The organism is Chloroflexota bacterium (assembly GCA_020850535.1).
In the GTDB taxonomy this organism is placed as follows: Bacteria; Chloroflexota; UBA6077; order UBA6077; family JACCZL01; genus JADZEM01.
Genome location: JADZEM010000118.1, coordinates 69498 through 94324 on the forward strand (window position 1 = coordinate 69498; position 24827 = coordinate 94324).

The window sequence follows — 24827 nt, forward strand, 5'->3', positions numbered from 1 at the left end:
CGAGTCTGCCCCGCGGCACGATCCGCCTGGGCGAGCGAACCCGGCAGGGATGTGGTCCGCTCACTCCGGCGCGAGAGGCAGGCGGTGGCCGTCGGCGGGGGTCTGCTTCAGCCAGGCAGCCGCACCGGCTCGTCGAACTCCAGGCGGATCTTGCCCCAGCCCGGCTCGTGCAGATGGGACTGGAGACCGGCCCGTTCGATCAGCTTCAGGCTCTCTTCCTGCCCGAGATCGAGCGCCCCACCCTCGTCAATCGAGAGCACCTTGCGATCCTCCATCAGGATCTGCCCGTCCACGATGACCGTGTCCACGTCGTTGCCGACCGCCTCGTAGATCAGGCGATGCACGACCATGACGTTGGGCGTCAGATGCGGCTGTCGGAGGTTGACGACCGTCACATCGGCCTTCTTGCCGACCTCCAGCGAGCCGATCTCGTCATCCCAGCCGAGCGCCTTCGCGGCGTCGATGGTGATCATCTCCAGGAGCTTGCCCGGCGGCAGCAGGAACATGTCGCGGGACATCATCTGGTGGACCGTCTGGGCGCGGCGCACCGCCTGGAACAGGTCGAAGCTGACCTTCGGGGCGGTGCCGTCGGTGGTGATGGCCACGTTCACGCCGGCCTGCATCAGCTCCGGGACCGGGCAGCGACCGCTCGCCTGATTGCTGCTGGCCGAGTGCGTGGCATGGGTTCCCGTGTCGGCCAGGATCTGCACCTCCTGCAGCGAGATGCCGCGCAGGTGCTGGATGTGCACGTCTGGCCCCAGCAGCGCCCACTCGTCCTTGGCCGCCAGCCGCACCATGCCGGCGAAGGCGTCGGTGTGGATGCGGGTGTGGTACTTCGCCGTCAACTCGCGGACGCGGCGAGCCTGCTGGCGGTCGAAGTCGGTGAGGGTGGTGGCGGCGTCGGCGGTCGTCGGGTTGGATGGGTCCAGCGAGGCGATCATCGTGAACGGCGTCACGAAGACCCGGATACGGTCGTTTGCGCCGTGGTGCCAGGTCTGGACGACCGCCTCGGTACCGGCCATCGCCTCGTCAAAGGTGAAGGTCAACTCCTCGCGGACTCCGCTGTCCCACCGGCTGACGGCATGCGGCCAGGGCGGTGCGCACGGACCGACGCACACGACCTCGCGGACGCCGACCTCGCTGTACGCCTTCGCGTGGTTGTTGCCGATGCGCGGGTCGTCCGCGCGCGGCATCGAGCCCATCACGCTGACGCCCGTCGTCACGCCGAACCGCAGCCGCTCCAGCGCCGAGACGAGACCATCGGCGTACCAGTACGCAGGCGTCGTGAAATGGAAGTAGGTCGGCGTGACGATGCGCATCCAGAAGGTCGGCGTGTCCGCGCCAATCGTCTTGATGAGGGAGTGGCCGCCGTGGCCGTGCGCGTCGACCAGCCCAGGCAGGATCGCCTTGCCCTTGCAGTCGACGGTCTTGCGGGCGGTGTAGGTCGCCGTCAGCGCGGCAGTTGGGCCGACGGCCACGATCCGCCCGCCTTCTATTGCGACTGCCCCGTCTTCGAGGATGCGGCGGTCGGCGTCCACGGTTACCACCGTGCCGCCGGTCAGGAGAAGGTCGGCCGTTGACGTGCTCATGCCGGGCCTCGCTCAACCGTCTTGAAGGATGGAGGGAACAGGACATCGGTCGGCCGGCGCAGGTAGTCCCGCTCCGAGTAGGCGGCCTTATAGGTCTCGAAGTACCGTTGGGCACGCGCCCGCATCGCCTCGACATCCTGGCCGGGGATCTGGCCGTCTTCGACGACCGTCACGCCGTCCACGATGACCGTCTTGACCTGTGCGCCGTTCGCGTTCATCACCATCGTGCGGATCGGATCGTCAATCGGGCCGGTCCGCAGCTGGCTCAAGTCTACGATGGTGATGTCGGCTTTGGAACCCGGGGCCAGCCGCCCGAGGTCGTCTCGCCCGAGCAGCTTCGCGCCGCCGAGCGTCGCCGCCCGGAACATGTCTGCCGCCGAGCCGGCCGACTGGTCGCGGACCCGCTGCTTCGCCATGTTCGAGGCGTAGTCCATCGCTCGGATGATGTCCGGCGGGAACATGTCGGTGCCCAGCGCGACGTTGACGCCGGCCTCGCGGTAGCCGTCGAACGTGTCCAGCGAGCGCGCGTGGCGAGCGGCTGGGATCGGGCAGTGGATGACGGTCGTGCCGGTGTCCCGGAGCAGCGCCAGCTCGTCCGCGCCGTCGTCGGGTACGCCGTTCCGGCCGCCGATGAAGAAGACGTGCGGGATGCCGACGTTCGGCCCGAGAAACCCGATCTCGCCCAGCAGCTCGATGGACCGCTTGCCGTGCCACTGCTGGATCAGGGCAAGCTCCGGCAGCCCCTGGGCCGCGTGCAGCTTGATCGGGACGCCCAGCTCATCGGCGTACTGCTTCGTCTTGCGAAGGATGTCGAGCGTCACCGTCTCGATGCGGCAGGGCAGGAACGCGCCGCGAATCCGACCGTTGTACGCCCCGTCGAAGCGCCGCACGATGCTGGCGGCCTGCTCCAGCCCCTGCTCGCCGCAGGCCTCGTCCCAGGCCACATCGCGCGAGCCATCCGCGCGGATGATATTGATGCCGCCGCGGTAGGCCTGCCCGACGTAGAGGCGCAGGCCGAGATCGCCGGCGATCTCGGCCATGTCGGCGATCTGGTCTTCGGTCTCGCACCACTCGCGGTACGTCTCGGCGGCGATGGGCAAGGCCGTGGTGATCCCGTTCAGCAGCAGTTGCGTGAGCGCGTACCGGCGATTGAACCGCTCGTCGTCGGCGCCGAACAGCTCATGGCGGCGATGGTTGAAGTAGTCCTCGGACCAGACGTGGCCGGTCATCAGGTCGGCGGTGGGCCAGGTGTCAAGGATGCCGTGGTCGATGTCGGCCAGGGCGTTCATGTCCAGGAAGCCGGGGCTGACGAGGGCGTCGCCAGCCGCGATCTCCCGATCTACGTCGCCCGGATAGCCGTGCCCGACGAACACGACCCGGTCATCGTCGTAGACGACCTCGCCGTCACAGTAGACGACGTGGTCACCGCCGTTGTGGGCTGCGTCGTAGCCAGCGACGAAGCGGCCGGTGATGCGGGTCTTCATCCGCTCACTCCCGCCCCGACCGGCAGCTCGCTGCCCAGGAGCGTCGGCAGGTAGGCCAGGGTGGCCGGCAGCCGCTCCAGCACGTTCACCTGGAACGCCTCGCGGGGCGGCCGGGCGGGGTCCTTCAGCTTCTCCTCGGAGACGACGGTCAGCCGCACGACCTCGGCAAGCTCGGGCAGCCGCAGGTCGGTCTGCGCGGCGATCCACGCCCGGTCGAAGATCGGCATCCCGAACTGACCGCGATGCAGCTCGATGGTCAGGCTCGGCTCGGCGCCGGCCTCGGCCAACACGGCCAGCATGCCGGGCCAGTCCAGGATGCCATCGCCCACGGCCCGCAGCTTGCGGTCGATGCCGCTCGCCGTAAAGAAGAGGTCGGCGTCGCTCAGGAAGGCGCGGGTGCAGTACGGCCCGACGCGCCGGGCCGACTCCACGGGCGCTTCGAGTCGGACCAGCACGTTGACCGGGTCGAACCCGATGCCCATCACGTCTGGCCCGACCTGCTCGACGATCCGCACGCACTCGTCGGAGGTGATCTCCTCGTGCGTCTTCACGTCGAGGCGCAGGTCGTGGTCGAGCAGGAACGGCCGCAGCGACTTCAGGAACGATGTCGTGGCCGCGACCTGATTGGCCCAGGGAACTGACCGGCTGAACCGGTCCACCAGTGCGCCGACGGTGAAGAACGTCGCCGAGCAGCCAAGGATCTGGGCGGCCAGGAGGACGCGCTCCAGGCCGGTCCGGAAGTCGCCGTCGCCGGCCGCCACGATATCCTCGCGCTTGCCGAAGTGGTACGGGTTGATCTGGCCGCCGGCGACATCCAGGAACAGGCCGAGCGACTCAGCGTACGCGCGGACGTCACGCAGCTCGGAGGGGTCCAGGGTCTTGCTCACGTCGAAGACGGACGCGACCATGCAGCCGCCGAGCCCGTGCCCCTTGACGACATCAAGGGTGGTGCTGATTGGCTGGGGCGTCGCGTCGAGGGTCCGCGAGTAGATCGAAACGTTCACCGTGCTGCCCCTGCCGCCGCGAGCGTCTGGCCCAGGCCGTACTTCTCGCAGACCGCGCGCAGGTAGGCCGCGCTCTCCTGGATGTACCAGACCTCGCGAGCGTAGTCGAACGGGTGCGAGTCGTACTCGTCGATGCTGACCCACTCGCCGGCCGCGATCTTCGAGGTGCACAGCTGGGCCAGCCGGATGAACTCGGCGTACTCCGAGACGCTCAGGTCGGGGTGGGAGGCGTTCCAGACCGGATCGAAGACCTGGGTCAGCGTGTGGCCGGCCGTGTTCGGGTTCTCGATGGTCAGGTGCAGCGACGGGTTGTGCTGGTACAGCAGCGGCAGGATGAACTCGAAGTCGACCATCCCCTGGCCGCACGGGCGCACCTGTCGGAGGGTGCCCTCCGGCGTCAGGACGTGGACGATGTCCTTCAGATGCGTCTGGCGGACGTAGGGCGCCACCCGCTTTGCCGCCTCGACCGGCGCTTCGCCGCGCTGGGTGACGTTCGGGATGTCGAAGGTGATGCCCATCACGTCAGGCCCGGTGGCCTCGACCAGGCGCACCACCTCAAACGAGCTGATCTCCTCGTGCGTCTCCATGTTCATGTGCATGCCGAGATCGCGCACCATCGGGGCGAGCTTCTTCAGGAACCGCCCGGTGGCTTCGAGCTGCTCGGCCCAGGTGACATCGGTGCGGAAGCGGTCATAGGCCCAGTAGCCTTTGTAGACGCCCTTGTAGTTGGCGGTCCCGATCCAGACCTCGGTGATGTCGGCGGCACGACAGGCCTCCAGCATTCGGCGGAATCCCAGGAGGATGTCGCCGTCGCCGGCTGCGCGCAGCTCGGGCGCTTCCGGCGAGGCGTACGGGTTCACCTTCCCCAGCCCGCTCTCGCAGTACATCCCGAGCGAATCGGCGTGGGCCTTGATCTCGCGCATCTCGCCGTGATCGAGCGTCGGGCTCATCTCCAGCACCGTGCGGAAGAACAGCCCCTCCAGCCCCAGCTCACGGGCGTGCGTGAAGCTCTTGAGCGGACCGTACTCGACAGCCTTCGGGATCTTGCGACCGTCAACACCAACGCGCATGGTCTCCCCTCCCTGTGGGCGTCCGCTCGGCCGGTGCGGCACGGCGAGCGGACCGGATTCGGCAATCGGCTGTGTGCCTGGTGCGGGTGCGACATACTGCTTGCAGGCTACTTCATTCCCGATACCAGCATCCCGCGCACGTAGTAGCGCTGGAGCAGGAAGAACAGGATCAGCAGCGGGATCGTGGCGGCAGTGGCAGCCGCGAACAGCTCGCCAAACAGCGGGAAGTTGGCGATGGTGCGGAACTTGGCGATGGTGACCTGGACCACCTGCTTGTTCGGATCCTGCATGATGACCAGCGGCCAGAGGTAGCTGTTCCACGACCACATGAACTGGATCAGCGCCAGGGTCACCAGGGCCGGGCGGGTGTTCGGCAGGATGATGTGCCAGAACACCTGGACCAGCGACGCGCCTTCGATGGTGGCGGCCTCGTCAAGCTCGCGCGGGATCTCCAGAAACGACTGCCGCATCAGGAAGATGCCGAACGGGCTGAAGCTGAACGGCAGGAACAGCGCCCAGTACGACGACACCAGTCCCAGGCTCCGCATCACGATGTACAGCGGCACCACCACCACGTCGAACGGCACGAACGCCGTCAGCATGGTGAAGGCGAACAGCACATCGCGGCCGGGGAAGCGCATCCGCGAGAACACGAACGCCGCCAGCGTCGAGGTCAGCAGCGCGCCGGTGACCTGTCCGCCGGCCGCGATCAGCGTGTTCAGCAGGTCGCGGTGAAAGCTCCAGGTGGTGAAGATCGAGACGTAGTTCTCCAGCGTTGGCGCTGGCGGGATGAACGTCCAGACGCTCAACGGCGTGGTGTAGCGAAAGACGTCGACGGTGGGCTTGAACGAGGTCAGGAACATCCAGATGAACGGCGTCAGGAAGATGAAAGCAACGGCGACCATCGCGACGTAGGACGGCACGTCTGCCAGCGACCGGTCCAACCAGGTTGGCCGCTGACCGGGCAGCGGGGCAGCCCCGGCCGTCGCCGGCGGCGGGGCGAGCGAGCTGTTTTGCATCATCGTCCCCTCGCCCTAGTACTCATGGTCGGTTCGCAGCAGCCGCGCCTGCACCAGCGTGATCGCCACCAGCAGCAGGATGACCAGCATCGCCACAGCTGACGCGTCGCCCATGCGCTGGAACTTGAACGCCTGCTCGTACATGAAGTAGACGGCGTTGATGGTGGCGTCCTCCGGGCCTCCGTCAGTCATGAGTGCGATGGGGATGAAGATCCGGCTGCCGGAGATGGTCGCCATGAAGGTGGCGAGCAGGAGCATCCGGCGCAGCAACGGCAGCGTGATGTGGACGAGCCGCGCCCATGCGCCCGCTCCGTCGATCTCGGCTGCCTCCTGGTACTCATGTGGGATCGTCTGGAGGCCGGCCAGCAGGATCAGCGTGGTGAAGCCGATGTCCTTCCAGACGATCATCACCAGGACCGAGGGCAACGCCTGCGCCACGCTGGTCAGGAACGGCTGGCCGGGAATCCCGACCGCTCCGAGGAAGGCGTTGAACAGGCCGTTGTCCGGGGTGTAGAGGATGTTCCAGATCAGCGCAACCACGGCCTCGGAGGCGACCAGCGCGGCAAAGACGGCCCCCCGCACGATCCGCGTCCCCGGCAATGACCGGTTCAGGAGCAGCGCGATGCCGAGCCCGAGCGGGATTTGCAGGGCCAGCTTCCCGCCGATGTAGATCAGCGAGTTGACCGTGGCGCGGATGAACCGCTCGTTCTCGAGCAAGTTGGCGTAGTTGCTCAGCCCCACGAACGTGGCGGCACTCGGGTTCAACGGGCTGAACCGCAGCAGGCTGTTCTGAACGGCGGCTGCGAGCGGCAGCCAGTGAAAGACGATCAGTCCGACGAACGTGGGGAACAGAAACAGGGTTGCCACGAGCAGGACATCGGCCCTGACTCGTGGTGACCTGCGAACGCGCGGCAGTGTCGCCTGCATACTCCGACCTCTCGTCTCGGCGATGCGAGGCTACTTCTTGTACTGCACGAGGAGATCGTCGATCTCCTTGGCCGCCTTGTTGAGGCGAGCCTCGACGGCAGCACCCAGCGCGATGTCCTTGATGGCCGTGTTCATCACGCTGAAGTACTCCAGGTAGCCCGGAGTCACCGGCGGCGCGTATCCCACCTTCGTCAGCGCGACAGCCAGGCTCCGCGGGAACTCCTTGTACCCGGCCATCTTGTCAAACAGCGACGTTCTGGCCGGCATCGACCCCCAGTTGGTGTGGAACGCCATCCGGTTCTTGTCGTTGTGAATGAAGCCGAGGTAGGCCGCCGTCTCGGCCGGGTACTTCGTCCTGGCGTAGATGATCGGCGAGTCGCCGCTGATGTGGTTGAAGACGACGTTTCCGCGTGGCACCGGCGTGGCGCCCCACTTGAACTTCGGGGCAGAGTCCGGATTGGCGAATCGGTTGGCGAGGTTGATCGAGGAGAACCGTGTCGCGGCCTTCCCGTCCTCGAACTGGTTCGGCGTGGCGACGGAGGGCGAGAACTTCTCCTTGAAGATGCGCTGATAGAGCAGCATCCCCTTGACGGCCTCTGGCGTGTTCACGTAGCCAGTCGCGGTGAGGCCGTCGGAGCTGACGCCCGCGAACGTCTTGTACGCCGAACTGTCCTTCGGGGCGTTCGGGTCGCCCAGCGAGCGGGTGTAGATCCCCTCGTACCAGTAGCTCGAGCCGGGACCGCCGTTGCCGTACGCCGACGAGGCCAGCGTGTAGGTCGGTCCGTCTCCACCGGGGTTGATCGACGCGTTCAGCTTCGTCCAGGCGTCCGCGATCTGGTCCCAGGTCCAGCCCCTGGTCAGGTCGTCAGTCTCAGGCGGGGTCGCGACGCCGGCCTTCTCGAAGAGATCCTTGTTGAAGTAGAGCATGACCTGGCCCTGTTCCCAGGGCATGCCGTACAGCTTGCCATTCACGCTCTGCTGATCGCGCATGGCCGGCGGGATGTCGTTGATGTACTCGTCGGTGAGGAACTCGCTCAGGTTGAGGACGATCCCGTTGAAGACGTAGGCCTGGATGAAGTCGCCCTTCCCCATCATGGCGTCCGGTGCATCGCCGGCCGCGACGTATGTCTGGAGCTTCTGGTTGAGGTCGCCGTACGGCACAGGCTCCTCTTCGATGGCGATGTTGGGGTAGGCGGCCGCCCACTCGGCGTTCCAGGCCTTGATGGCGGCCTCGGTGACCGGGTTGAACGACTGGCGCATGAAGCGGAGCTTGATGTTCTGGCCCGTGGGCGCCGGCCCCTTGTAGCCGCCAAGATCGAGCTTGTACTGGGGCTTGCCGGCGGCGTTGGGCGCGGCGGCCGGCGCAGCGGACGCCGGTTTGGCATCGGCGGCGGCTGGCTTGGCGTCGGTGGCTGGCTTGGCGTCGGCGGCCGGCTTGGCGTCGGCGGCTGGCTTGGCGTCGGCGGGTTTGGCCGGCGCTGGCGACGCGGCCGGCGTGCAGGCTGCCGCACCGAGGGCGCCGGCCAGCAACAGGGCCTGAGACACGAACTGGCGTCGGGTCAACATCTGGTCGCTCCTTTCGGATGTCGGGTCGGATGTCGCGTCGGATGTCAGGCGTGCGTCACAGGTCGGTGGTGCGGTTCGTCGCCGGGCCGGACGCGAGCGCCGCGGCGGCGTAGATCGAGGCGATTCCGGGCGGCAGCCCGACGGCAGGCTGCCGCTGCACCGGTCCGTACAGACCGCGCTTGCTGGTCGTCAGGCCGCTCTCGACGAGGCTCCGCGTGAGCTTGATGGCCGCCGCGACCCCATCCACCACCGGGACGCCTGTCGCGGCGCTGACGTCGGATTCCAGGCCGGCCATGCCGGCGCAGCCGAGGCAGATCACCGATGCGCCATCGCGCTGGACGGCCTCGACGGCCACCTCGCACAGACGCTGGCGAACCCGCGCCGGCGGCAGCATCCCCAGCTCCAGGACCGAGAGCCCGCTGCTCCTGACGGACGCACAGCGCCGGTCGTACCCGAGCGCGCGGACGCCTTCGCTGAGCAGCGGCTCCCAGCGCGGCGAGGTCGTCACGATGCTGAAGCGGTCGCCCAGCATCAACCCGTAGAGGATCGACGCTTCCATGATCCCGAGGACCGGCTGGACCAGCAGCTCGCGCAGGGCGGCGGTCAGCGGATGATGGCTGTAGCAGGCCACGACGACGGCGTCGTAGCGGTCGACCAGGGGCAGGACGGCATCCAGGGCCCAGTGGGCGCTGACCACCTGATCGGCCTGGCCCTCGATGGAGGCCGGGCCGCGCTCCGGCTGGAGGGCGTCCACGACGACGGCCGGGGTCGCCGCGACGGCCAGCCGCCCGACCTCAAGGATGGCAGCGGTCATGTCGCGGCTGGTGTTCGGGTTGACGAGCAGGAGGCGCATCCCCAGACTCCCGGCGAAACCGCCCTCAACGGGTCTGGACCGAGCATACTACATGTAGCACATTACATCATGTGTGCGATACGCACAATCCGCAGGTCGGATCTTGCAGCGTTCTGCATACCCCTTCCGAGTCGCCCTTTCGAGAGCGATGCCCCTCCTCAGGCGACGGCGCTCGTCGGGCTCGCGCTGGTCCGGAATGGGGGCTGGATGCAACATGTAGAATCCACTGTCCGGCCGGCCGGCCCCGTCCCCACCCAGTCAGGAGGCTTCGTGGCATTCCTCATCGATCCCGCCGCCTTCCCACGCCAGCAGCAGCCCGGTCCCGACCAGATCCCCGTCGATCCGTCGATCCTCCAGGCCCGCATCGAGCGGCTGCGCGCGGCTGGCGCGCAGGCTGGCCACGCGGCGCTGGTGGTCTTCGCGCAGGGCGCGCGGCAGCTATCCGGGACCAGCACGCACGGCAACCTGCGTTACCTGCTGGACTGGTTCAGCGGCGGCGGCACGGCCACGATGATCGTGCCGATGGACGGCGAGCCGGTCGTCGTGGTCCCGGGGCCGAGCGACGTGGGCGACATGCGCGAGCGTGCGCCGTGGATCGTGGATCAGCGCTGCGAGCCGTCGGGGAACCACGGGCGGCTGGTGCGGGTGGCCCTGGACGAGCGCGGGATTCGGGGACAGGTCGGGCTGATCGGGGCCGGTGAGCTGATGCACGGGGTCTACGCCGAGCTGACCGCGCCGACGCCCGACGACCGCTGGTCGTTCTCGCGGGTGGACGTCCTGCTGGACGAGCAGCGAATGGTGAAGGACGAGATCGGGCTGGCCCGGATGCGGCGCGCGGCCGCCATCTGCGATGTGATCTTCGATCAGCTTGCGGCGGCGCTGGCCGGTCAGGCCCGGCCGGTCTGGCAGCTCCAGGCCATCGCGAACGCCGTGGGCCAGCTTGAGGGCGCGGAGTTCGTCTGGAACTGGATGGTCGGCGCGCCGAGGCCAGACCGGACGCGCCGGCGGCCCGAGGAGAACACCCGCGTCGTCCAGCCGGGCGATTGCGTCATCACCGGTCTGTACTTGATCTACGGCGGCTACTACGGGCACGCGCTGCGGATGTTCACCGTCGGCGAACCCGACGAGTCCCATCAGCGGACCTGGCAGGCCGTCTTCGACGCGCAGAGCGCGGCCGCGGCCCTCCTGACGCCTGGGTCCAGCGCCAGGGCGCCGGGATTGGCTGCGGACGCCGAGCTGTTTCGGCACTTCCCGGAGGCGCGCGAGACCGACAGGGTCCGATTTCGGTCGTCGCACTTCATCGGCCTGGACTACTCCGAGTACCCGACCTCGAAGACCATTGCTCAGCCGGACACGGCCAGCTACCTTGGCGGCCTGTCGAGCGCGCTCGTCGATCTGCCGATGCAAGCTGACATGACGATCGAGCTGCACCCGAACATCTGCCCGCCCGGTGTGGGGCTGGGCGCGCTCGGAGACATCTTTCGCGTCACCAGAGGTGGCGGGGAGCGTTTGACAACGTTCCCCTCGGAGATCTGCGTTGTGCGCCCGGGCTGATCGCGTACACTCCGCACTCGCCCCGCTGCCCGAGCCGACGCGCCGCCCACCTATCCGGCAGACATCGGAGGTCCGCACACAATGACTGGTGCTGAGAAGTCGGTTCCGCCGACGCAGACGGACCCGGCCATGCTCGACGGTATGGCAGTGGCCAGCCGCTCCAAGATGGCAGCGGCTGGTGCAGATGCCTCGGCACTGGTACGCCTTGAACGGCAGCCAAGCCTCACCGAACGGGTGTTTCGGCAACTGCGGGACGCCATCGTCAGCAATGTGCTGGCGCCTGGGCAGCCGTTCAGCATCGAGCAGTTGGCGGCGCGGCTCGGCGTCAGCCGCACGCCGATCCGCGAAGCGTTGCCGGCCCTGCAGCAGCTCGGTCTGGTGATCCAGGCGGACAACGGCAGCTTCCAGGTCGCGCCGATGGACAAGACGTACGCCTGGGAGGTGTATGCCGTCCGCAGCGCCATCGAGAGTCTGGCCGTGGAGGTCGTGGCGCCTCGGCTGACCGACGCCGACGTGAAAACGCTGCGCGCCGTCGCCCTGCCGCCCGATCTGGAACCCGAAGGCGACTATCACGAGATGTTCGGGCCGGACCTGGGCCTGCACGATTTTATTCGGCAGCAGTGCCCGCTGCCGTTCCTGAACGCCCTGATGGACTCGGTCCAGTATCACCGTTCGCGGCTGCTTCACATCGAGCACAGCCTGGGCAGCGGGTATCGAAAGGCGTCCTACGAGGAGCACGCGGCGATTGTCGATGCATTGGCGCTTCGAGACGGGAAGCAGGCACGGCAACTGATGCAGGCTCACCTGGACCGTGTCGGCGCGGCGGTCGCTGCCCTGGTCGAGTAGTCCTCGCAGTGTGTGATGTGCGGTGGTGGGCCCGGCCGGGTTCGAACCGGCGACCTAAGAGTTATGAGCTCCCCGCTCTAACCGCTGAGCTACGGGCCCCGACTCGGAGAGTATAGCGCCCGTCGTGACGTCGGGCTCCGATTGGCGACCACCCAGTCAACGGATGGCGACCCCGAAACGAGCAGGGTTGACTGTCCCGAGATGTCGGGACATCCGACTCGTGTTTCCGGTGCCGGGGCGCGGTACGATGATGTCACCAGGAACGCAGCGGCTCCTGGATCGCGAATCAGCAGAGAGGAACCAGTGCGATGATGGCCGTCACACGAAGGGTTCCGTCCCGCTACCTCCTTCTCATGGTGCTGCAAGTGGACAGGCTCGCCTACCGCTGCACCAGCGAGTAGGAAGAAGCCAGGGGCACCCGGGCGAGCCACACGAGCCGCCCCGTCTTGAAAGCACCCCCCGTCGACCGAAAGCATCGCAGCGGCACAGGATCGCAGAGGATCGTGCCGAACGCCATGTGGACACGGAACGCATCGACCCCGCCGGCAACGGCGGGGTCTTTCTTGTGCTCGCTGACCTGGGTCCGCCGACGGGACTACGCGACGCCAGCGTCCGCACCCAGATGTGGGGGCTTCCGGGCACGGAACCATCGGCAACGCCGTCCGTCGTCATGAGAAACTGCTGCCAACGTCGAATCTCACGAGGCAGATGGGTCGGACGGTGTACACTAGGCGACACATCCGCATCCTGGTGTGCCACTGACGGCACGGAGGAGTTGCCTCGACATGCAGTCACCGTCTGTCCTGGCCCACTCGCCGCTGCTCGCCAATCTGCCCGCTGAGGAGCTCAACCGGCTCGGGGCCGCTGCCCGCCGGCGTTCGTATCGTCGCGGCGAGGTGATTTTCCACCAGGGCGACCCCGGCGACTCACTGCACTTCTTGATCGACGGTCGCGTCAAGGTTGTGCTCGACGCCGAGTCCGGCGACGAAGCGGTGATCGCCATTCTCGGCCCTGGAGACTGCTTCGGCGAGCTGTCGCTGATCGACGGCGAGCCGCGCTCCGCCACCGTTGAGACGCTCGAAGCCGTCCAGACGCTCAGCCTCTCGCGCAACGACTTTATGGCGTTCGTGCGGGCCAACCCCCAGACGGCCGAACGGATGATGATCGCGCTGGCCGGCATGGTCCGGCGGGCCGACGAGAGCATGGCCGACCTCGTCTTCCTCGACCTGGAAGGCCGCCTCGTCAAGAAGCTGCTCGAACTGGCCGATGCCCACGGCCGGGACATCGACGGCGCGATTGAGATCGAGCTGCCGATCACCCAGGAAGACCTCGCCGCGATGATCGGCGCGACCCGTGCCAGCGTCAACAAGCTGCTCGGGTTCTACGAGGATCGCGGAGCCGTGCAGCGGCGCGGGCGCAGGATCGCGATTCTGGAGCCGGAGCGACTGCGGCGTCGGATCACCTGACGGCACCCAGCGGCCTCCCGGCGACATTCGCGCACAGCCTTTGTGCCTGATGCGCACAGCAACAAGAAGGGCGGTCGGCTGCGTCAGCCGACCGCCCTCGTTTGTGTCTCCGACCGCCGTCAGGGCGCCGTTTCGAGGAACTCCCCGACGATCCAGCCCTGCTTGCCCTCGTCGTCGCGGACGTTGCGCCAGCCACGACCGTCCATCTGCTGATCCGCCCCAATCACCTGGAGGACCGTGCCCTCAGGGACGGTCTTGACGACGGGGGCCGTCGCGCCTGGACGCTCACGCATGTTCGCGCCGGTCTCGCCCGTGTTGACGACCTTGACCTTCTCGCCGTTGGTGGGCTTTGACGCTGGCTGCCCGCCTGCCGAGGGTTGCTCGGCGGGCGCTGCCGTGGCGGGAGAGGCGGACGGGCCGGGAGCGCCGGGCGGCGAGATCGTCACGCCGGACGGCGTGCCCAACGAGCCGCCAGCCACCGCCGGCGGAGACGGGACTGCCCCAGCCCCACCAGGGGGCAAGACGGGCTTGCCAGCCGCTGGCGTGCCGATCTGGACGCCGGGCTGACCGCCTGGGACCGGCGGAAAGACGATCGGCGTCGGGGCGGCTGGAAGGCCCGTCACGCCGCCGACGCCGGGCAGGCCGCCCGGGGTCGCCATCGACAATTGCTGGCGAATCATCTGCTGGCCAAACACGGCAGCGGCGGCCGCGAACAGCACCACCAGCCCGGCCCACACGCCAATGGCCGTCTTGCGGGCCTTCAAGGGGTAGTTCCCACGGACCCACATCATCGCCAGACCGTACGGCCCGCAGAGGAGGATCAGCAGCACCACCATGGCCGGCGAGAGCCACCACGGGCGATCCGGCGGCGGCTCCGCCGGAGCCTGGACGCCAGGGCCGCGCTGTGGGCCGCCAAAGGCGTCCGGGCCATCGAAGTCGAATTCGTTCCCCGGACCGGGGCCGACGGCCGGCGATCGGGGCGCTCGCGCCGCGGCCACCTCCGGACTGGCAAAAGGAACTCCGGCAGCCGGTGCAGCCCCGGGCGTGGCAGGCACACCACTCTGAGACGGCAACTGGCGCGTCGTGACATCCTGCACGCCCGGAGCGGGCGGCGGACCCCCGCGTACAGGCCGGCCGCCAGGGCCGCGCCTGCCGCCCTGCTGCTGGCCGCGCTGAAGCCGCTCCGCGAGCCGCCGGGCCTCCAGCAAGACCTCGTCCGCCAGCTCGTGCCGACCCTGCCGACGGTACACCCCCGCGAGCCGCTGGTAGACGCGCGGATCGCGGATGCCCTCGCGAATGTTGCTCTCAAGACATTGCGCCGCCTCGTCGAGCAGGCCGCGCTGTTCGAAGATCTGGCTCAGCCGCTCGCGGGCAACGATCTTCTGCTGACGGTCACCATCACGAAGCAAGCTGAGGCAGTATGTTGCCTCCTCGTCCTCGCTGGCGAAGCCTGCCGGATTCTGCTCCACTCGTCGACCCGCCCAGACTCAGGAGTACGATCGCGGGAAGACCGTGTCGGCCCGGATCGCCACGGATGGCTCGGCAAGGCATTCCTTCGCGGCCTCGGACCAGCGCGCCAGGTGCGGCGTCTGCAGGTGGGCCTGGAAGCCGGCCTCGTCGTGATAGATCTCGTAGAAGTAGTAGCGGTCAGGATCCTTCTGATCCTGGAGCACGTCGAAGCGAACGCAGGCCGGCTCGTCCCGGACGGAGCAGATCGAGTCGTCCTCGATGACCTCCAGGAAGCGCTCTCGCATCTCCGGCTTGACCTTCACCGAGACCCACAGCGCAAACACGGCGACCTCCCCAACAGACGGCTTCGCGCCGGCCGTCCGTTGCTTCGACGTACCCTAGTGGAAGAGAGGGCAGACGGTCAACCGGGTCTGCCCGTATCCCGCGAAACTGTACACCCTTTGTGTCCTGTTCGATGCGTCAGAAGGGAGCACCCGCGATGTCCGAGCGTCGAATCACGGTGTCGGGCTTTGGCGACGAGATCGCCGCCGAGCCATCCGAGCAGCTTCGCGTGCTCGCGGACCTCGGCATCCACCACCTCGACCTGCGAGGCGCGTGGGAGCGCAACATCCTGGACTTCACCGACGGCGACGTCCAGGCGATGCGGCGCGCGCTCTCCGAGCACGGGGCGCGCGTCGCCACGATCGCCTCGCCGATCGGCAAGAGCGCAATCGGCCAGGAACCTGCCTACGAGGCCGCGCGACTGGCCCGCGCCATTGAGCTGGCCCAGGCGTTCGAGACCCCGCTGATTCGCCTGTTCTCCTTCTACCACGATGGCGTCGAGCACGCCGCCTGCCGCGACGAGGTGGTCAGGCGGCTGGCCGGCTGGGCGCGAACGGCCGAGCGCGTGGGCATCACGCTGCTGCTGGAGAACGAGGCCGACCTCTGGGGCGATACTCCCGAACGCTGCCGCGACCTGCTGACGAGCGTCGACTCACCAGCCCTCCGGCTGACACTGGACGCGGGCAACTTCGCGGGACTCGGCGTCCGGCCGGCCGACGACGCCTATCCGTTGCTCAAGTCGTGGCTCGCGCACATCCAGATCAAGGACGTGGTGACGGCCACCAGGAGCGTCGTGCCGGCCGGCCAGGGCGACGGCCAGATCCGCGAACTGCTGCGGCTGGCGCTGACCGATGGGTACACCGGCTATCTGTCGCTCGAGCCGCACCTGGCGGTCGCCGGCAAGGCCGGCGGCTTCTCCGGCCCCGAGCTGTTCGGCGTGGCCGCTCGCGCGCTGGAAGCGATCCGGGCGTCGCTGGGCGCGAACGGCGCATAGCCAACTCGTGCGAATCGACTGGTGCGGATCGTGCGTCCCCTCACCGGACGTGGGCAAGGAAAGGGGAGCTCGATGCAGCGTCGGCGCGCAGTGAAGCTGGCGGCTGGCGCGGTCGGCGCGGGCATCGGTCTCGGCTTGCTGCGCTACGCCAGCGCTGCGCCTTCGGCTCAGCCGGCCGGTTGCGGCGGCGGCGAGCCGGCGGCACCGGTCTATCTCGGTGCGTGGATACCGGCCGCGCTGGACGATCCGCGCATCGGCACGTCCTCCGACCCGCTCGGCCAGTTCGCGGAGAAGGCCGGCAAGGGCGTCAGCGTTCTGCAGCGCTGGGAGCACTGGGGACTCGGCCCAGGGGGCCGCATCGACACCAAGTGGCTGCGACGCGCCGCCGAGCACGGGGCGTACCCGATGATCACCTGGGTGCCGTGGGATCCGACGATCCCCGAGCCGGCCGGCCAGACCGGCTTCCTGATGCGCGATGTCGCCGGCGGCGCGCACGACGGCTACATCCGTGACCTTGCCTCCGAGGCAGCATCCTGGGACGGCCCGCTGTTCATCAGGTTCGCCCAGGAGATGAACGGCACGTGGTACCCGTGGGGCAAGCATCAGAACGCTCCCGAGGAGTACATCGCGGCCTGGCGGCACGTCCGTCAGCTCTTCGACGCGGGCGGCGCGGGGCACGTCACCTGGGTCTGGAACCCGAGCGAGAAGAACCACCCGGAGTCATTGCGGCTCTGGTATCCCGGCGACGACGTGGTCGATTGGGTGGCCGTGGACGGCTACAACTGGGACGCGCCGCAATACTGGCAGCAGGGTGGTAACACCTGGCGACTGCTCGACCAGGTCTTCCGCCCGTCCTTCGACGACATCAACGGTTTCGTGCCGGCAGACAAGCCGAGGATGATCGCCGAGACAGCGACCAACGAGCGCGGCGACGACCCCGGCAAGAAGGCGGCCTGGATCTGCGACGCCTTCGGTCGGGCGCTGCCAGCGGCCCTGCCCGAGGTCAAGGCGATCCTCTGGTTCGACGAGCCGACCAACGAGGGCGGCTGGATCGTGCCCTGGCCCATCGACTCGACCGAGGAGAGCCGCGCGGCGTTTCAGGCGGCTGTCTCGCCATCGGCCTATCTCGGGTCGCTGGGCGAGCGGGTGCTGACGCTCGGGCGACAGAAGATCCCTGCTCCCTGAGGTCGGGCTGCCAGGACTCCCGCACGGTGCCCGCCAGGGCGATTGCATGTTCATTGGTGTCCCCGAAGCATCATGGAACGGGCGGTCGGGGACTGAAGTCCCCGCCTACCGTCACGCCGTCGCTGCGCGACGGCCGTCGGGAACGGCAGGCACTGGTGCGACTGGAGCGTCGCGCAGCGACTGCATGCGTGTAGGCGGGGCTTTCAAGCCCCGACGCCGCCGCACGACGCGCTCAACATACGATTGCACTGGTAGCAGCATCAGGGCGATTGCATGTTCATTGGTGTCCCCGAAGCATCATGGAACGGGCGGTCGGGGACTGAAGTCCCCGCCTACAGTCACGCCGTCGGGCACGGCAGGCACTGGTGCGACTGGAGCGTCGCGCAGCGACTGCAGGATCGTAGGCGGGGCTTTCAAGCCCCGACGCGGCGGCACGACGACATCAACATGCAACCTGCTCGTACTGTTGTGTGATACGGTGCGCTGGCACACTGCTTGACAGTACAGTCGTGGTGCCCCGCCAACGTCGGTGGATGACAGCCTCACCTGGAGATTGCGTGATGCCGAACCGTGACTCCCGACACCCTCGTGCCTGGATGCGGGATCCGTTCCTGTTCGCGCTCGCGCTGATGTCGCTGGCGTTCATCACCGTCGTACTGGCAATCGCCGGCCGCCTGTTCAACGATCCAGCCCTGATCGGGCTGGCGGTCGTCTCGACCTGTCCGGCCTTCTGGCTGTTCTACCAGCGGCAGCGCGTCGTCGAAGGACGCCACACGCCCGACCACTACCGCCGGCCCTGATCGACACGTACCGGCAGTCGGAGCACCGCTGTCAGCGCCGGTGGACGTCCTCGACGCGCAGCCGGTACAGCCGCACGGGCTCGTCGATGCCCTTGAGCCGGGCGGTCGTCATCTCGGCGTGGACGCGCTCGCCAGCCAGCACGGCCTGGGCGTCCACGCTTTCACAAACCTCAGCCGTCGCCGCGACCTCCCCACCCTGCGCCTCGTGCTCCACCCGCGAGGCGATGTTGACCGTCGTGCCGAAGTAGTCCAGCCGCTCATTGGCGGTGACGGCCACGCACGGACCCTGGTGGATGCCCACGCGCACCAGGGTGGACGGATCGGCCTCGCCGCGCAGGTCGAGCTGGCGGATAGCCCGCTGGATCGCCAGTCCGGCCGCCAGCGCGTCACCGCCGCTCGGGAAGGTGGCCATCACGGCGTCGCCAATCGTCTTGACGATGGCCCCGTTGTGACTCGCAATCGCCTCGCCCAGCAACGCGAACTGATCCTGCACGATCCTGAACGCCCGAGCCTGCCCGACGCGCTGGTAGAGCGCCGTCGAGCCGGTCAGGTCGGTGAACAGGAACGCCAGCCGCGAGACGCCAAGCTGCAGGCCCGGGGCCAGCACCTCCGACGAGAAGAGATCGCGGAACTCGGGCATCGTGCTGACGATGGCGGCCGTCGCCACGGTGTCCGGCCACTGCGAGTCCTCGACCACCAGTGCCGTCGGCACGTCGAGCGTGTTGACGGCCTCGAGCATCAGCTCGCCTGACGTGACGGTCGCATGGCGCGGCGACAGGTCGTCCGAACTGACGGTGACCGCCACAGCGCCAGCGTCACCCTCGCCAGCCACCTGCAAGCTGGCTGCGCCCTTCGAGCCGCCCGCCCGCAGTCGGTACAGCCCCGGATCGAGCCGCGCCAGGACGGTCCGCCGTTCGCCGGGCTGGAGGGGCACCTGCGCCGCGATGTGGGGCGTCCGCATCGGGCCGCCCAGGCAGAACTCGCGGAGGGTCACCGAACGGATGGCCGGCGCTGGCGCGAACCTGACCTCCACCAACTGGTCGAACGAGGCATCGAAGACGATGTTGCAGGCCTCGCAGTGGGCCTCGGCGCGCAGATCTCTGAGGGTCCGCACGTCGCCCTTGCCAACCCGACAGCCAGGGCAGAGCACATCCCAGGTCATCGTCAGCAGGCCGGCCTCGGTCGCCCGGAGGAAGACGCCCAGGGCCGTCCGGCGGTCCTCGCCCCAGCGGTCGGCCAGCTCGAACGGGCGCATCCGCTCGACCTCCTCATCGCGGGCCGAGGCGACGTGCTCGCAGAGCCGATCCACCAGCGCCTGTGGACAGCCGGCCTGCATCAACCGGCCGGCAACCTCCCAGACGCGATCTGGCGGGGCCGTCTTCGGCGCGAGCGTCGGGAACGGATCGCGGCCATGGCCCAAGAGATAGGCGTCGAACAGGCCGACTTGCTTCACGATCTTCTCGACGTTCTGCTGACCGAACCCCGTCTTGAGGATCAACCGCCCGAGCAGGTTGCGGGGCGTGATCTCGGCAAACACCCGCACGTCGGTCCGATCGCCCTCGCGGACCATGTCCACGCCGCCCACGAACCGCTCGAACGGGCCGCCGTGGAAGTCGCGGAACGCCATCCAGCCGTACGGCTCGCGCCAGAGGAACGGATGCTCGGTCCAGCGCGCCAGCGTGATCCCGAACATCCGGATCATCGCTTCGGCGCGCGACCCACCGGTCGGCAGTGGCGTCAGCTCGTACTCGATGGGCGGCAGGCCGATGGCCCGGTTCAGGGTGGGCGTGTCGCCGACCAGCGGCCACAGCGCCTCGGGCGTGGCCGCGAACTTCCCCCGACTCTCGAACCGCTGCGGACCACTCATCTCCGCCCCTCGATCTACTCACCCTGATGCTGGCACACCGCCACGACGCCCCGGACGGCAGGGTACTCCCTCCAGCATACGGCCAGAAGGAGCAGACGGATCAGGGTCGGCGAAACCAGACCGGCCCTCCGGCAGTTGCCGTGCTGGTACAGTACGCTCGCAAAGAGATGCAGCCAGGCGCGCACCATCCGTGGCCCACGCACCAGCGTGTGTCGCGGGGGATCTCTCGGCGAGCCGGCGGGCGGCTCGCAATCCGTCGCCAGCGACGGGCGAACAACGGCAGGGGGCCACCGGGCCGCGAGCGGCCGCATGGCAGCCCACCGGGAGGACGAGCAGATGAAGATCACTGAGATGAAGCTGACGCCGATCGCGGTGCCGGATCCGCCGTTGCGGAACTCGTGGGGCATCCACGAGTCGGTCTACCTCCGCGTCATCATTCAGCTCAAAACCGACAGCGGTCTCGTCGGCCTGGGCGAAGCGCCCGGCGGTGGCGCGATGGCCGCGTCGCTGGAGTCGGTGCGCAGCCACATCATCGGCATGGACCCGTGGCAGCTTGAGCCGCTGCGGATCACGCTCCGCAACTCGCGGGTCTACTCGGCGCTCGAAGAGGCCCTGCTCGACATCCTCGGCAAGGCGACCAACCAGCCGGTGGCCAACCTGCTCGGCGGCATCGTGCGGAAGAAGGTGCCGTGGTCGGCGTACCTGTTCTACAAGGAGGCCGGCGACGACGAGTGGGGTGAGGTGCTCTCGCCCGAGTCGATGGTCGAGCTGGCCCAGAAGTGGGTCGACCGCTGGGGCTTCCAGTGCATCAAGGTCAAGGGCGGCGTCCTCCCGCCCGACGAAGAAGTCGAGACCATGATCCAGCTACGGAAGCGCTTCGGCCCGTCGATGCAGCTCCGCATCGATCCGAACGCCATCTGGTCGGTCGAGACCTCGCGGCGGGTGGCGTACAAGCTCAAGGACATCGACCTGGAGTACCTCGAAGACCCGACATCGGGCATCACCGGGATGTCGGAGGTCGCGAAGGCGACGCACACGCCGCTCAGCACCAACATGTGCGTCACGGCATTCGACCACATTCCGGAGGCGTTCCGGTGCGGCGCGATCTCGGTCATCCTGGCGGACCACCACATCTGGGACGGCCTGACCGGCTGCGTCAAGATGGCTCGCTTCTGCCAGACGCTCGGGTGGGGCGTGGGACAGCACTCGAACAGCCACCTCGGTATCACGATGGCCGCGATGATCCACCTGGGCGCCGCGGTCCCGAACATGCTGTACGCGAGTGACACGCACTATCCCTGGAACCCGGACGACATCATCAAGGGACCGATGTTCGAGATCAAGGACGGCTACCTTGAGGTGCCGACTGGCCCGGGCCTCGGGGTGGAGCTTGACGAGGACAAGCTGGCCAAGTACGCCGAGGCGTACCAGCAGCGGCGCAGCCTGGCCCGCGATGACGTATCGGCAATGCGCGAGCGATACGCAGATTGGGTACCGCTGAAGCCGCGCTGGTAAGCGCCACACTCGAAGTCGAGCCAAGGTGGTATACTGGCCCGCCAGCACTGCGCGGCCGTTGCCACCCAGGCTCGCGCCGGAGGAAGCATGGGAAGCATGTTCGGCAAGAAGTCTGAAGAATCCGAGTGGACTCGCTTCTCGCGGGCGCTCGGTGGCGCACCGGCTGCGCCAGATGCCGCGCCGGCCGATGGCCCGGCCGAGCCAGAGACGATGGTGCAGATCCCGCCGACCGCGCCAGAGGTGTATCAGCCGCCGGTCGCGCAGGCACCGCCTGCACCGACGATCCAGCAGGCGCCGTCGCCCGACCCGGAGCCGGCCGCTCCTGCCTACACGCCGCCGCCTGCGCCGATCAACGCCCCGCTGAGCCGCATGCCGGACCTCGAACGTGGCGAGACGGTCATCGGCGAGGGCGCCAGCGTCGAGGGCGCGGTCCGCTCCGACCGCTCCATCCGCATCCGTGGCAACGTTCAGGGTGAGGTCGAGAGCAAGCAGCGCGTCACCGTCGAAGAGTCGGCGCAGGTGCAGGCGCGAATCTCAGGCGAGCACGTGACGGTCCTGGGCGAAGTCAACGGGGCCATCGACTGCACGGGCCGCCTGGAGATCGCTTCGAGCGGCAAGGTGACCGGCGAGGTGACTGCTGGCACCCTGGTGATTCAGGAAGGCGCGTTCTTCGAGGGCCAGTTGAAAATGACCGGTCCGCAGCGCGACTAGCCCGCACGGGCGGCGCGGGCGCTCGTCCCGCTGCTGCCCAGGGCGATTGCCTGTTCATTGGTGTCCCCGAAGCATCAGGGAACGGGCGGTCGGGGACTGAAGTCCCCGCCTACACGCATGCAGTCGCTGCGCGACGCTCCAGCCGCACCAGTGCCTGCCGTTCCCGACGGCCGTCGCGCAGCGACTGCAGGATGGTAGGCGGGGCTTTCAAGCCCCGACGCGGCGGCACGACGACATCAACATGCAATCGCCCTGCGCTGCTGCCGCCAACGGTGGCGTGAGCACGCCGCCGCCGCCTACAATCGGCGCAGATCCCTGAGGAGTGTGTCAGCGTGGTCGTCAGTGAGGGCATGGAGCTGATCATCGTCCTGCTCGTCATCCTGGCGAACCTCGGCATCCTGGTTGGTCTCCAGAAGTGGTCTGGTCTGACCTGATCGTCGTGGTCCCGAGATGATGGAGAAGGCCCGCCAGTTGGCGGGCCTTCGCCGTTGCTGGTGAGAACCAACCCGCCAAGGCGATGTCCGCCGACGCGGCTACTCGTCGTAGATCACGCCCGCGCAGTTCTCGTCGGCCGGTTGCGGGCCGCGCACCCGGCGCGGCTCGTCTGAGACCGGCCCGATAGCGTCGCCGTCTATCCAGAACTGCCCCCGCCCGAACGGGTTCACCACGAACAGGCGCGGCCCCTCCTGGGGCAACAGCACCTGAAAGACGCAGAACTGGTCGGAGGTCACGCCGAAGGCGACCACGCCCGGCTGCCCCGATTGGCCGCTCCACATCTCCGTCTGGCGATGGTTCTTGACCCAGTACGGGCGGAACGGCTCCGGGGTCTCGGTCGGCTCGACCACCACCGGCGTCGGCGTGGGCGGGATATCCGAGACGCGCGTGGGCGTGGTCCGGAACGGGTTTGGCGGCAGCCCGGGCACGATCTCGCAGCCGGCCAGCACGCTCAGCAGCAACACGGCGAGCGCCGAAGAGACCGCGCCACGCTTCAAGGAATCACTCGTCCAGACCACGCGCGGATTGTACTGACCGGCCCATCTCGCGCGGCGGGCAGGCCGCGGCTACAAGCCCGACCGACAACCGGGCATGTTGAAGGTGATCGGCCGCGCACATCGCGGCCGATCACGTGAGGTGATGCGGATGACTGCGCCGTGGTCCGGTGCGCCACTGAGCCGTTCGGGGTCGAGTTGGCGACTGAGGAACAGCACGAACAGCCCCAGGAGCGCGGCAAGCAGGTCGGCAACCATCGAGTCGGGGCTGGCGGACGACGGCGAGCGTGTCCGAGAAGGTCGGGGCGGACTTGGCGTACCAGGCGGCCTGACGGACCGGGAGGGGCTGGCCGTCGAGGCGCGCCTGGGCGAAGAGGGCGACCAGCGAGAAGAGCCCGAGCGGGGCCGGGGTGGTGCGGAGGATCGCGCGGTCCGACCATTGGCGCTGGGTCTCGACGCGAGATGAGCGCGGGCTTCTTGGAAGGTGACTTCGAGCGGCTGGCCCGGCGTCAGTATCGCCCCGACCACCAACACCTGACCCAGTCCCATACACGCTCGCTGAACACCTCCTCAACCACCCGCGGCTCGCGTACAACCTCTCTCGGCAGGGCTTCCATGGCTCACCCTTTCTGGCAAGTGGCGTGTGAGTCCAAGGTACCCTGCCATTCTTATTCCGTCTTTCAAATGGACAAAGCCGAGTTCAGAGCGGTAGATCGCTGACGCGCGGTCCGCCAGGCCTACCCGTCCAGCTCACCCTTCAGGAAGGCGATGACCCGCTCAAAGGCGCGCGCGTCTTCCTGCAAGAAGGCGTGCCCGCCCTCGAACAGCTCCAACCGGGCGTTCGGGAGCTGCCGCAGCAACGCCTCCTGATTGGAGATCGGCGCGATGCCGTCGTACTTGCCGCCGCAGATGAACGTCTTCGCCGTGACGCCTGCGAGCCGCTCGAATGTGTCCAGGCCCTTGCGGGCCATGAGCTGGCGACGGTAGCCATCGGCGCGGCCGGGCTCGTCGGCTCCGACGCTTGCGCCGGCAAGGCCCTGCTCGACCAGTGTGGCGTACTCGTCGGGGTTGGCGGCTCGCCAGGCGGCGTCGCGGCGGGTATCTGCCAGGGCCAACTGCCGCTCGACGCGCTCCCGCGGCGTGTCGTTCAGGTGTTTGTGGAGTGGGTACGATGCCCCACCGGCACCGCCGGTGCTGGTGCAGGCCAGGACGAGGCGGTCCACCCGCTCGGGATAGCGAATCGCCATCTCCTGGGCCACCATGCCGCCAAACGACACGCCCATCACGTGGCAGCGATCCCAGCCCGCCGCGTCCAGCAGGGCAGCGGCGTCGGTGCCGTAGTCCGCCATGGTGTAGTCAGCCTCGGGCTTCGACGTCTGGCCGAGGCCGCGCTGGTCGAAGGTCAGGATCTCGAACTCCGCGGCGACTGGCCGCTCAAAGATGCTCGGCTTGCGGCGAAGGTCGCCGCCGGTCCCGCTGATGTAGAGCAGGCGTGGGCCGCTGCCGGCCTGCTCGTAGTACATGGTGAGATCGCGAACCTGGATGAACGGCATGTCACCCCTCCCGTGCCGAGGTCGGCAGTGGGCAAGCGTAGGCC

Annotated in this window: 21 protein-coding genes and 1 tRNA gene; 8 read left to right on the top strand and 14 right to left on the bottom strand. The window is 68.2% G+C overall.

The features are described 5' to 3' along the window. Nucleotides 1–107 precede the first annotated feature (107 nt). The 8 genes from IT306_16905 to IT306_16940 form a co-directional block, all read right to left on the bottom strand. Nucleotides 108–1589 carry an amidohydrolase family protein gene (locus tag IT306_16905; GenBank protein MCC7370108.1) on the bottom strand — a complete coding sequence of 494 codons (1482 nt, stop codon included), beginning with the start codon at nucleotides 1587–1589 and terminating at the stop codon, nucleotides 108–110. Next, the gene (locus IT306_16910) at nucleotides 1586–3073 is read right to left on the bottom strand and encodes an amidohydrolase family protein (protein ID MCC7370109.1); all 1488 of its coding nucleotides are present in this window, start codon (nucleotides 3071–3073) and stop codon (nucleotides 1586–1588) included. The genes IT306_16905 and IT306_16910 overlap by 4 nt, the downstream gene beginning before the upstream one ends. Further along, on the bottom strand, nucleotides 3070–4077 hold the full coding sequence (locus tag IT306_16915) for a sugar phosphate isomerase/epimerase (GenBank protein ID MCC7370110.1): 1008 nt from the start codon (nucleotides 4075–4077) through the stop codon (nucleotides 3070–3072). Before IT306_16915 ends, IT306_16910 begins: the two co-directional genes overlap by 4 nt. Further along, entirely contained in the window at nucleotides 4074–5147 is a 1074-nt protein-coding gene (locus IT306_16920) for a sugar phosphate isomerase/epimerase (GenBank protein ID MCC7370111.1), read from the bottom strand. The genes IT306_16915 and IT306_16920 overlap by 4 nt, the downstream gene beginning before the upstream one ends. A gap of 107 nt (nucleotides 5148–5254) precedes the next feature. Next, nucleotides 5255–6169, bottom strand: a complete 915-nt coding sequence (locus IT306_16925; GenBank protein ID MCC7370112.1) for a carbohydrate ABC transporter permease — start codon at nucleotides 6167–6169, stop codon at nucleotides 5255–5257. A 12-nt stretch (nucleotides 6170–6181) separates the two neighbouring features. Then, nucleotides 6182–7033, bottom strand: coding sequence for a sugar ABC transporter permease (locus IT306_16930; GenBank protein MCC7370113.1), 852 nt, complete (start codon nucleotides 7031–7033; stop codon nucleotides 6182–6184). A 90-nt stretch (nucleotides 7034–7123) separates the two neighbouring features. Then, the gene (locus tag IT306_16935; GenBank protein MCC7370114.1) at nucleotides 7124–8659 is read right to left on the bottom strand and encodes an extracellular solute-binding protein; all 1536 of its coding nucleotides are present in this window, start codon (nucleotides 8657–8659) and stop codon (nucleotides 7124–7126) included. Nucleotides 8660–8714: 55 nt separating this feature from the next. After that, a complete protein-coding gene (locus tag IT306_16940) occupies nucleotides 8715–9512 on the bottom strand; it encodes an aspartate/glutamate racemase family protein (GenBank protein ID MCC7370115.1) in 798 nt (265 codons plus the stop codon). 270 nt (nucleotides 9513–9782) lie between these two features. Between IT306_16940 and IT306_16945 the strand changes: the two genes are divergently transcribed. Both IT306_16945 and IT306_16950 read left to right on the top strand, forming a co-directional pair. Beyond that, on the top strand, nucleotides 9783–11066 hold the full coding sequence (locus IT306_16945) for a M24 family metallopeptidase (protein MCC7370116.1): 1284 nt from the start codon (nucleotides 9783–9785) through the stop codon (nucleotides 11064–11066). A gap of 81 nt (nucleotides 11067–11147) precedes the next feature. After that, nucleotides 11148–11912, top strand: a complete 765-nt coding sequence (locus tag IT306_16950) for a GntR family transcriptional regulator (protein ID MCC7370117.1) — start codon at nucleotides 11148–11150, stop codon at nucleotides 11910–11912. A gap of 23 nt (nucleotides 11913–11935) precedes the next feature. On the opposite strand, the gene IT306_16955 is transcribed toward IT306_16950, so the two are convergent. Next, nucleotides 11936–12011 (bottom strand) — tRNA-Ile (locus IT306_16955). A gap of 686 nt (nucleotides 12012–12697) precedes the next feature. Between IT306_16955 and IT306_16960 the strand changes: the two genes are divergently transcribed. After that, nucleotides 12698–13378, top strand: a complete 681-nt coding sequence (locus IT306_16960) for a Crp/Fnr family transcriptional regulator (GenBank protein MCC7370118.1) — start codon at nucleotides 12698–12700, stop codon at nucleotides 13376–13378. A gap of 119 nt (nucleotides 13379–13497) precedes the next feature. Here IT306_16960 and IT306_16965 read toward each other — a convergent pair whose 3' ends face one another. Next, the gene (locus IT306_16965) at nucleotides 13498–14847 is read right to left on the bottom strand and encodes an SH3 domain-containing protein (protein MCC7370119.1); all 1350 of its coding nucleotides are present in this window, start codon (nucleotides 14845–14847) and stop codon (nucleotides 13498–13500) included. Nucleotides 14848–14865: 18 nt separating this feature from the next. After that, nucleotides 14866–15171 carry an antibiotic biosynthesis monooxygenase gene (locus IT306_16970; GenBank protein MCC7370120.1) on the bottom strand — a complete coding sequence of 102 codons (306 nt, stop codon included), beginning with the start codon at nucleotides 15169–15171 and terminating at the stop codon, nucleotides 14866–14868. Between the two features lie 155 nt (nucleotides 15172–15326). Here IT306_16970 and IT306_16975 point away from each other — a divergent pair, with 155 nt between their 5' ends. From IT306_16975 to IT306_16985, 3 genes are all read left to right on the top strand, one after another. After that, nucleotides 15327–16163: a sugar phosphate isomerase/epimerase gene (locus IT306_16975; protein ID MCC7370121.1), complete on the top strand. Its 837-nt coding sequence runs from the start codon at nucleotides 15327–15329 to the stop codon at nucleotides 16161–16163. A 72-nt stretch (nucleotides 16164–16235) separates the two neighbouring features. Then, nucleotides 16236–17348 (top strand): hypothetical protein, encoded by a 1113-nt coding sequence (locus IT306_16980; GenBank protein ID MCC7370122.1) that lies wholly within the window; start codon nucleotides 16236–16238, stop codon nucleotides 17346–17348. A 560-nt stretch (nucleotides 17349–17908) separates the two neighbouring features. Beyond that, nucleotides 17909–18148, top strand: a complete 240-nt coding sequence (locus tag IT306_16985; protein MCC7370123.1) for a hypothetical protein — start codon at nucleotides 17909–17911, stop codon at nucleotides 18146–18148. Between the two features lie 31 nt (nucleotides 18149–18179). Here the strand turns inward: IT306_16985 and IT306_16990 are convergent, their stop codons facing one another. Next, nucleotides 18180–20015, bottom strand: coding sequence for an adenylate/guanylate cyclase domain-containing protein (locus IT306_16990; GenBank protein MCC7370124.1), 1836 nt, complete (start codon nucleotides 20013–20015; stop codon nucleotides 18180–18182). A 336-nt stretch (nucleotides 20016–20351) separates the two neighbouring features. On the opposite strand from IT306_16990, the gene IT306_16995 reads away from it, so the two are divergent. After that, nucleotides 20352–21530 carry a glucarate dehydratase gene (locus IT306_16995; GenBank protein MCC7370125.1) on the top strand — a complete coding sequence of 393 codons (1179 nt, stop codon included), beginning with the start codon at nucleotides 20352–20354 and terminating at the stop codon, nucleotides 21528–21530. Between the two features lie 87 nt (nucleotides 21531–21617). Beyond that, nucleotides 21618–22241 (top strand): polymer-forming cytoskeletal protein, encoded by a 624-nt coding sequence (locus tag IT306_17000; GenBank protein MCC7370126.1) that lies wholly within the window; start codon nucleotides 21618–21620, stop codon nucleotides 22239–22241. Nucleotides 22242–22774: 533 nt separating this feature from the next. On the opposite strand, the gene IT306_17005 is transcribed toward IT306_17000, so the two are convergent. Beyond that, on the bottom strand, nucleotides 22775–23233 hold the full coding sequence (locus IT306_17005) for a hypothetical protein (protein ID MCC7370127.1): 459 nt from the start codon (nucleotides 23231–23233) through the stop codon (nucleotides 22775–22777). Between the two features lie 734 nt (nucleotides 23234–23967). Further along, a complete protein-coding gene (locus IT306_17010) occupies nucleotides 23968–24783 on the bottom strand; it encodes an alpha/beta hydrolase (protein MCC7370128.1) in 816 nt (271 codons plus the stop codon). Nucleotides 24784–24827: the final 44 nt, after the last annotated feature.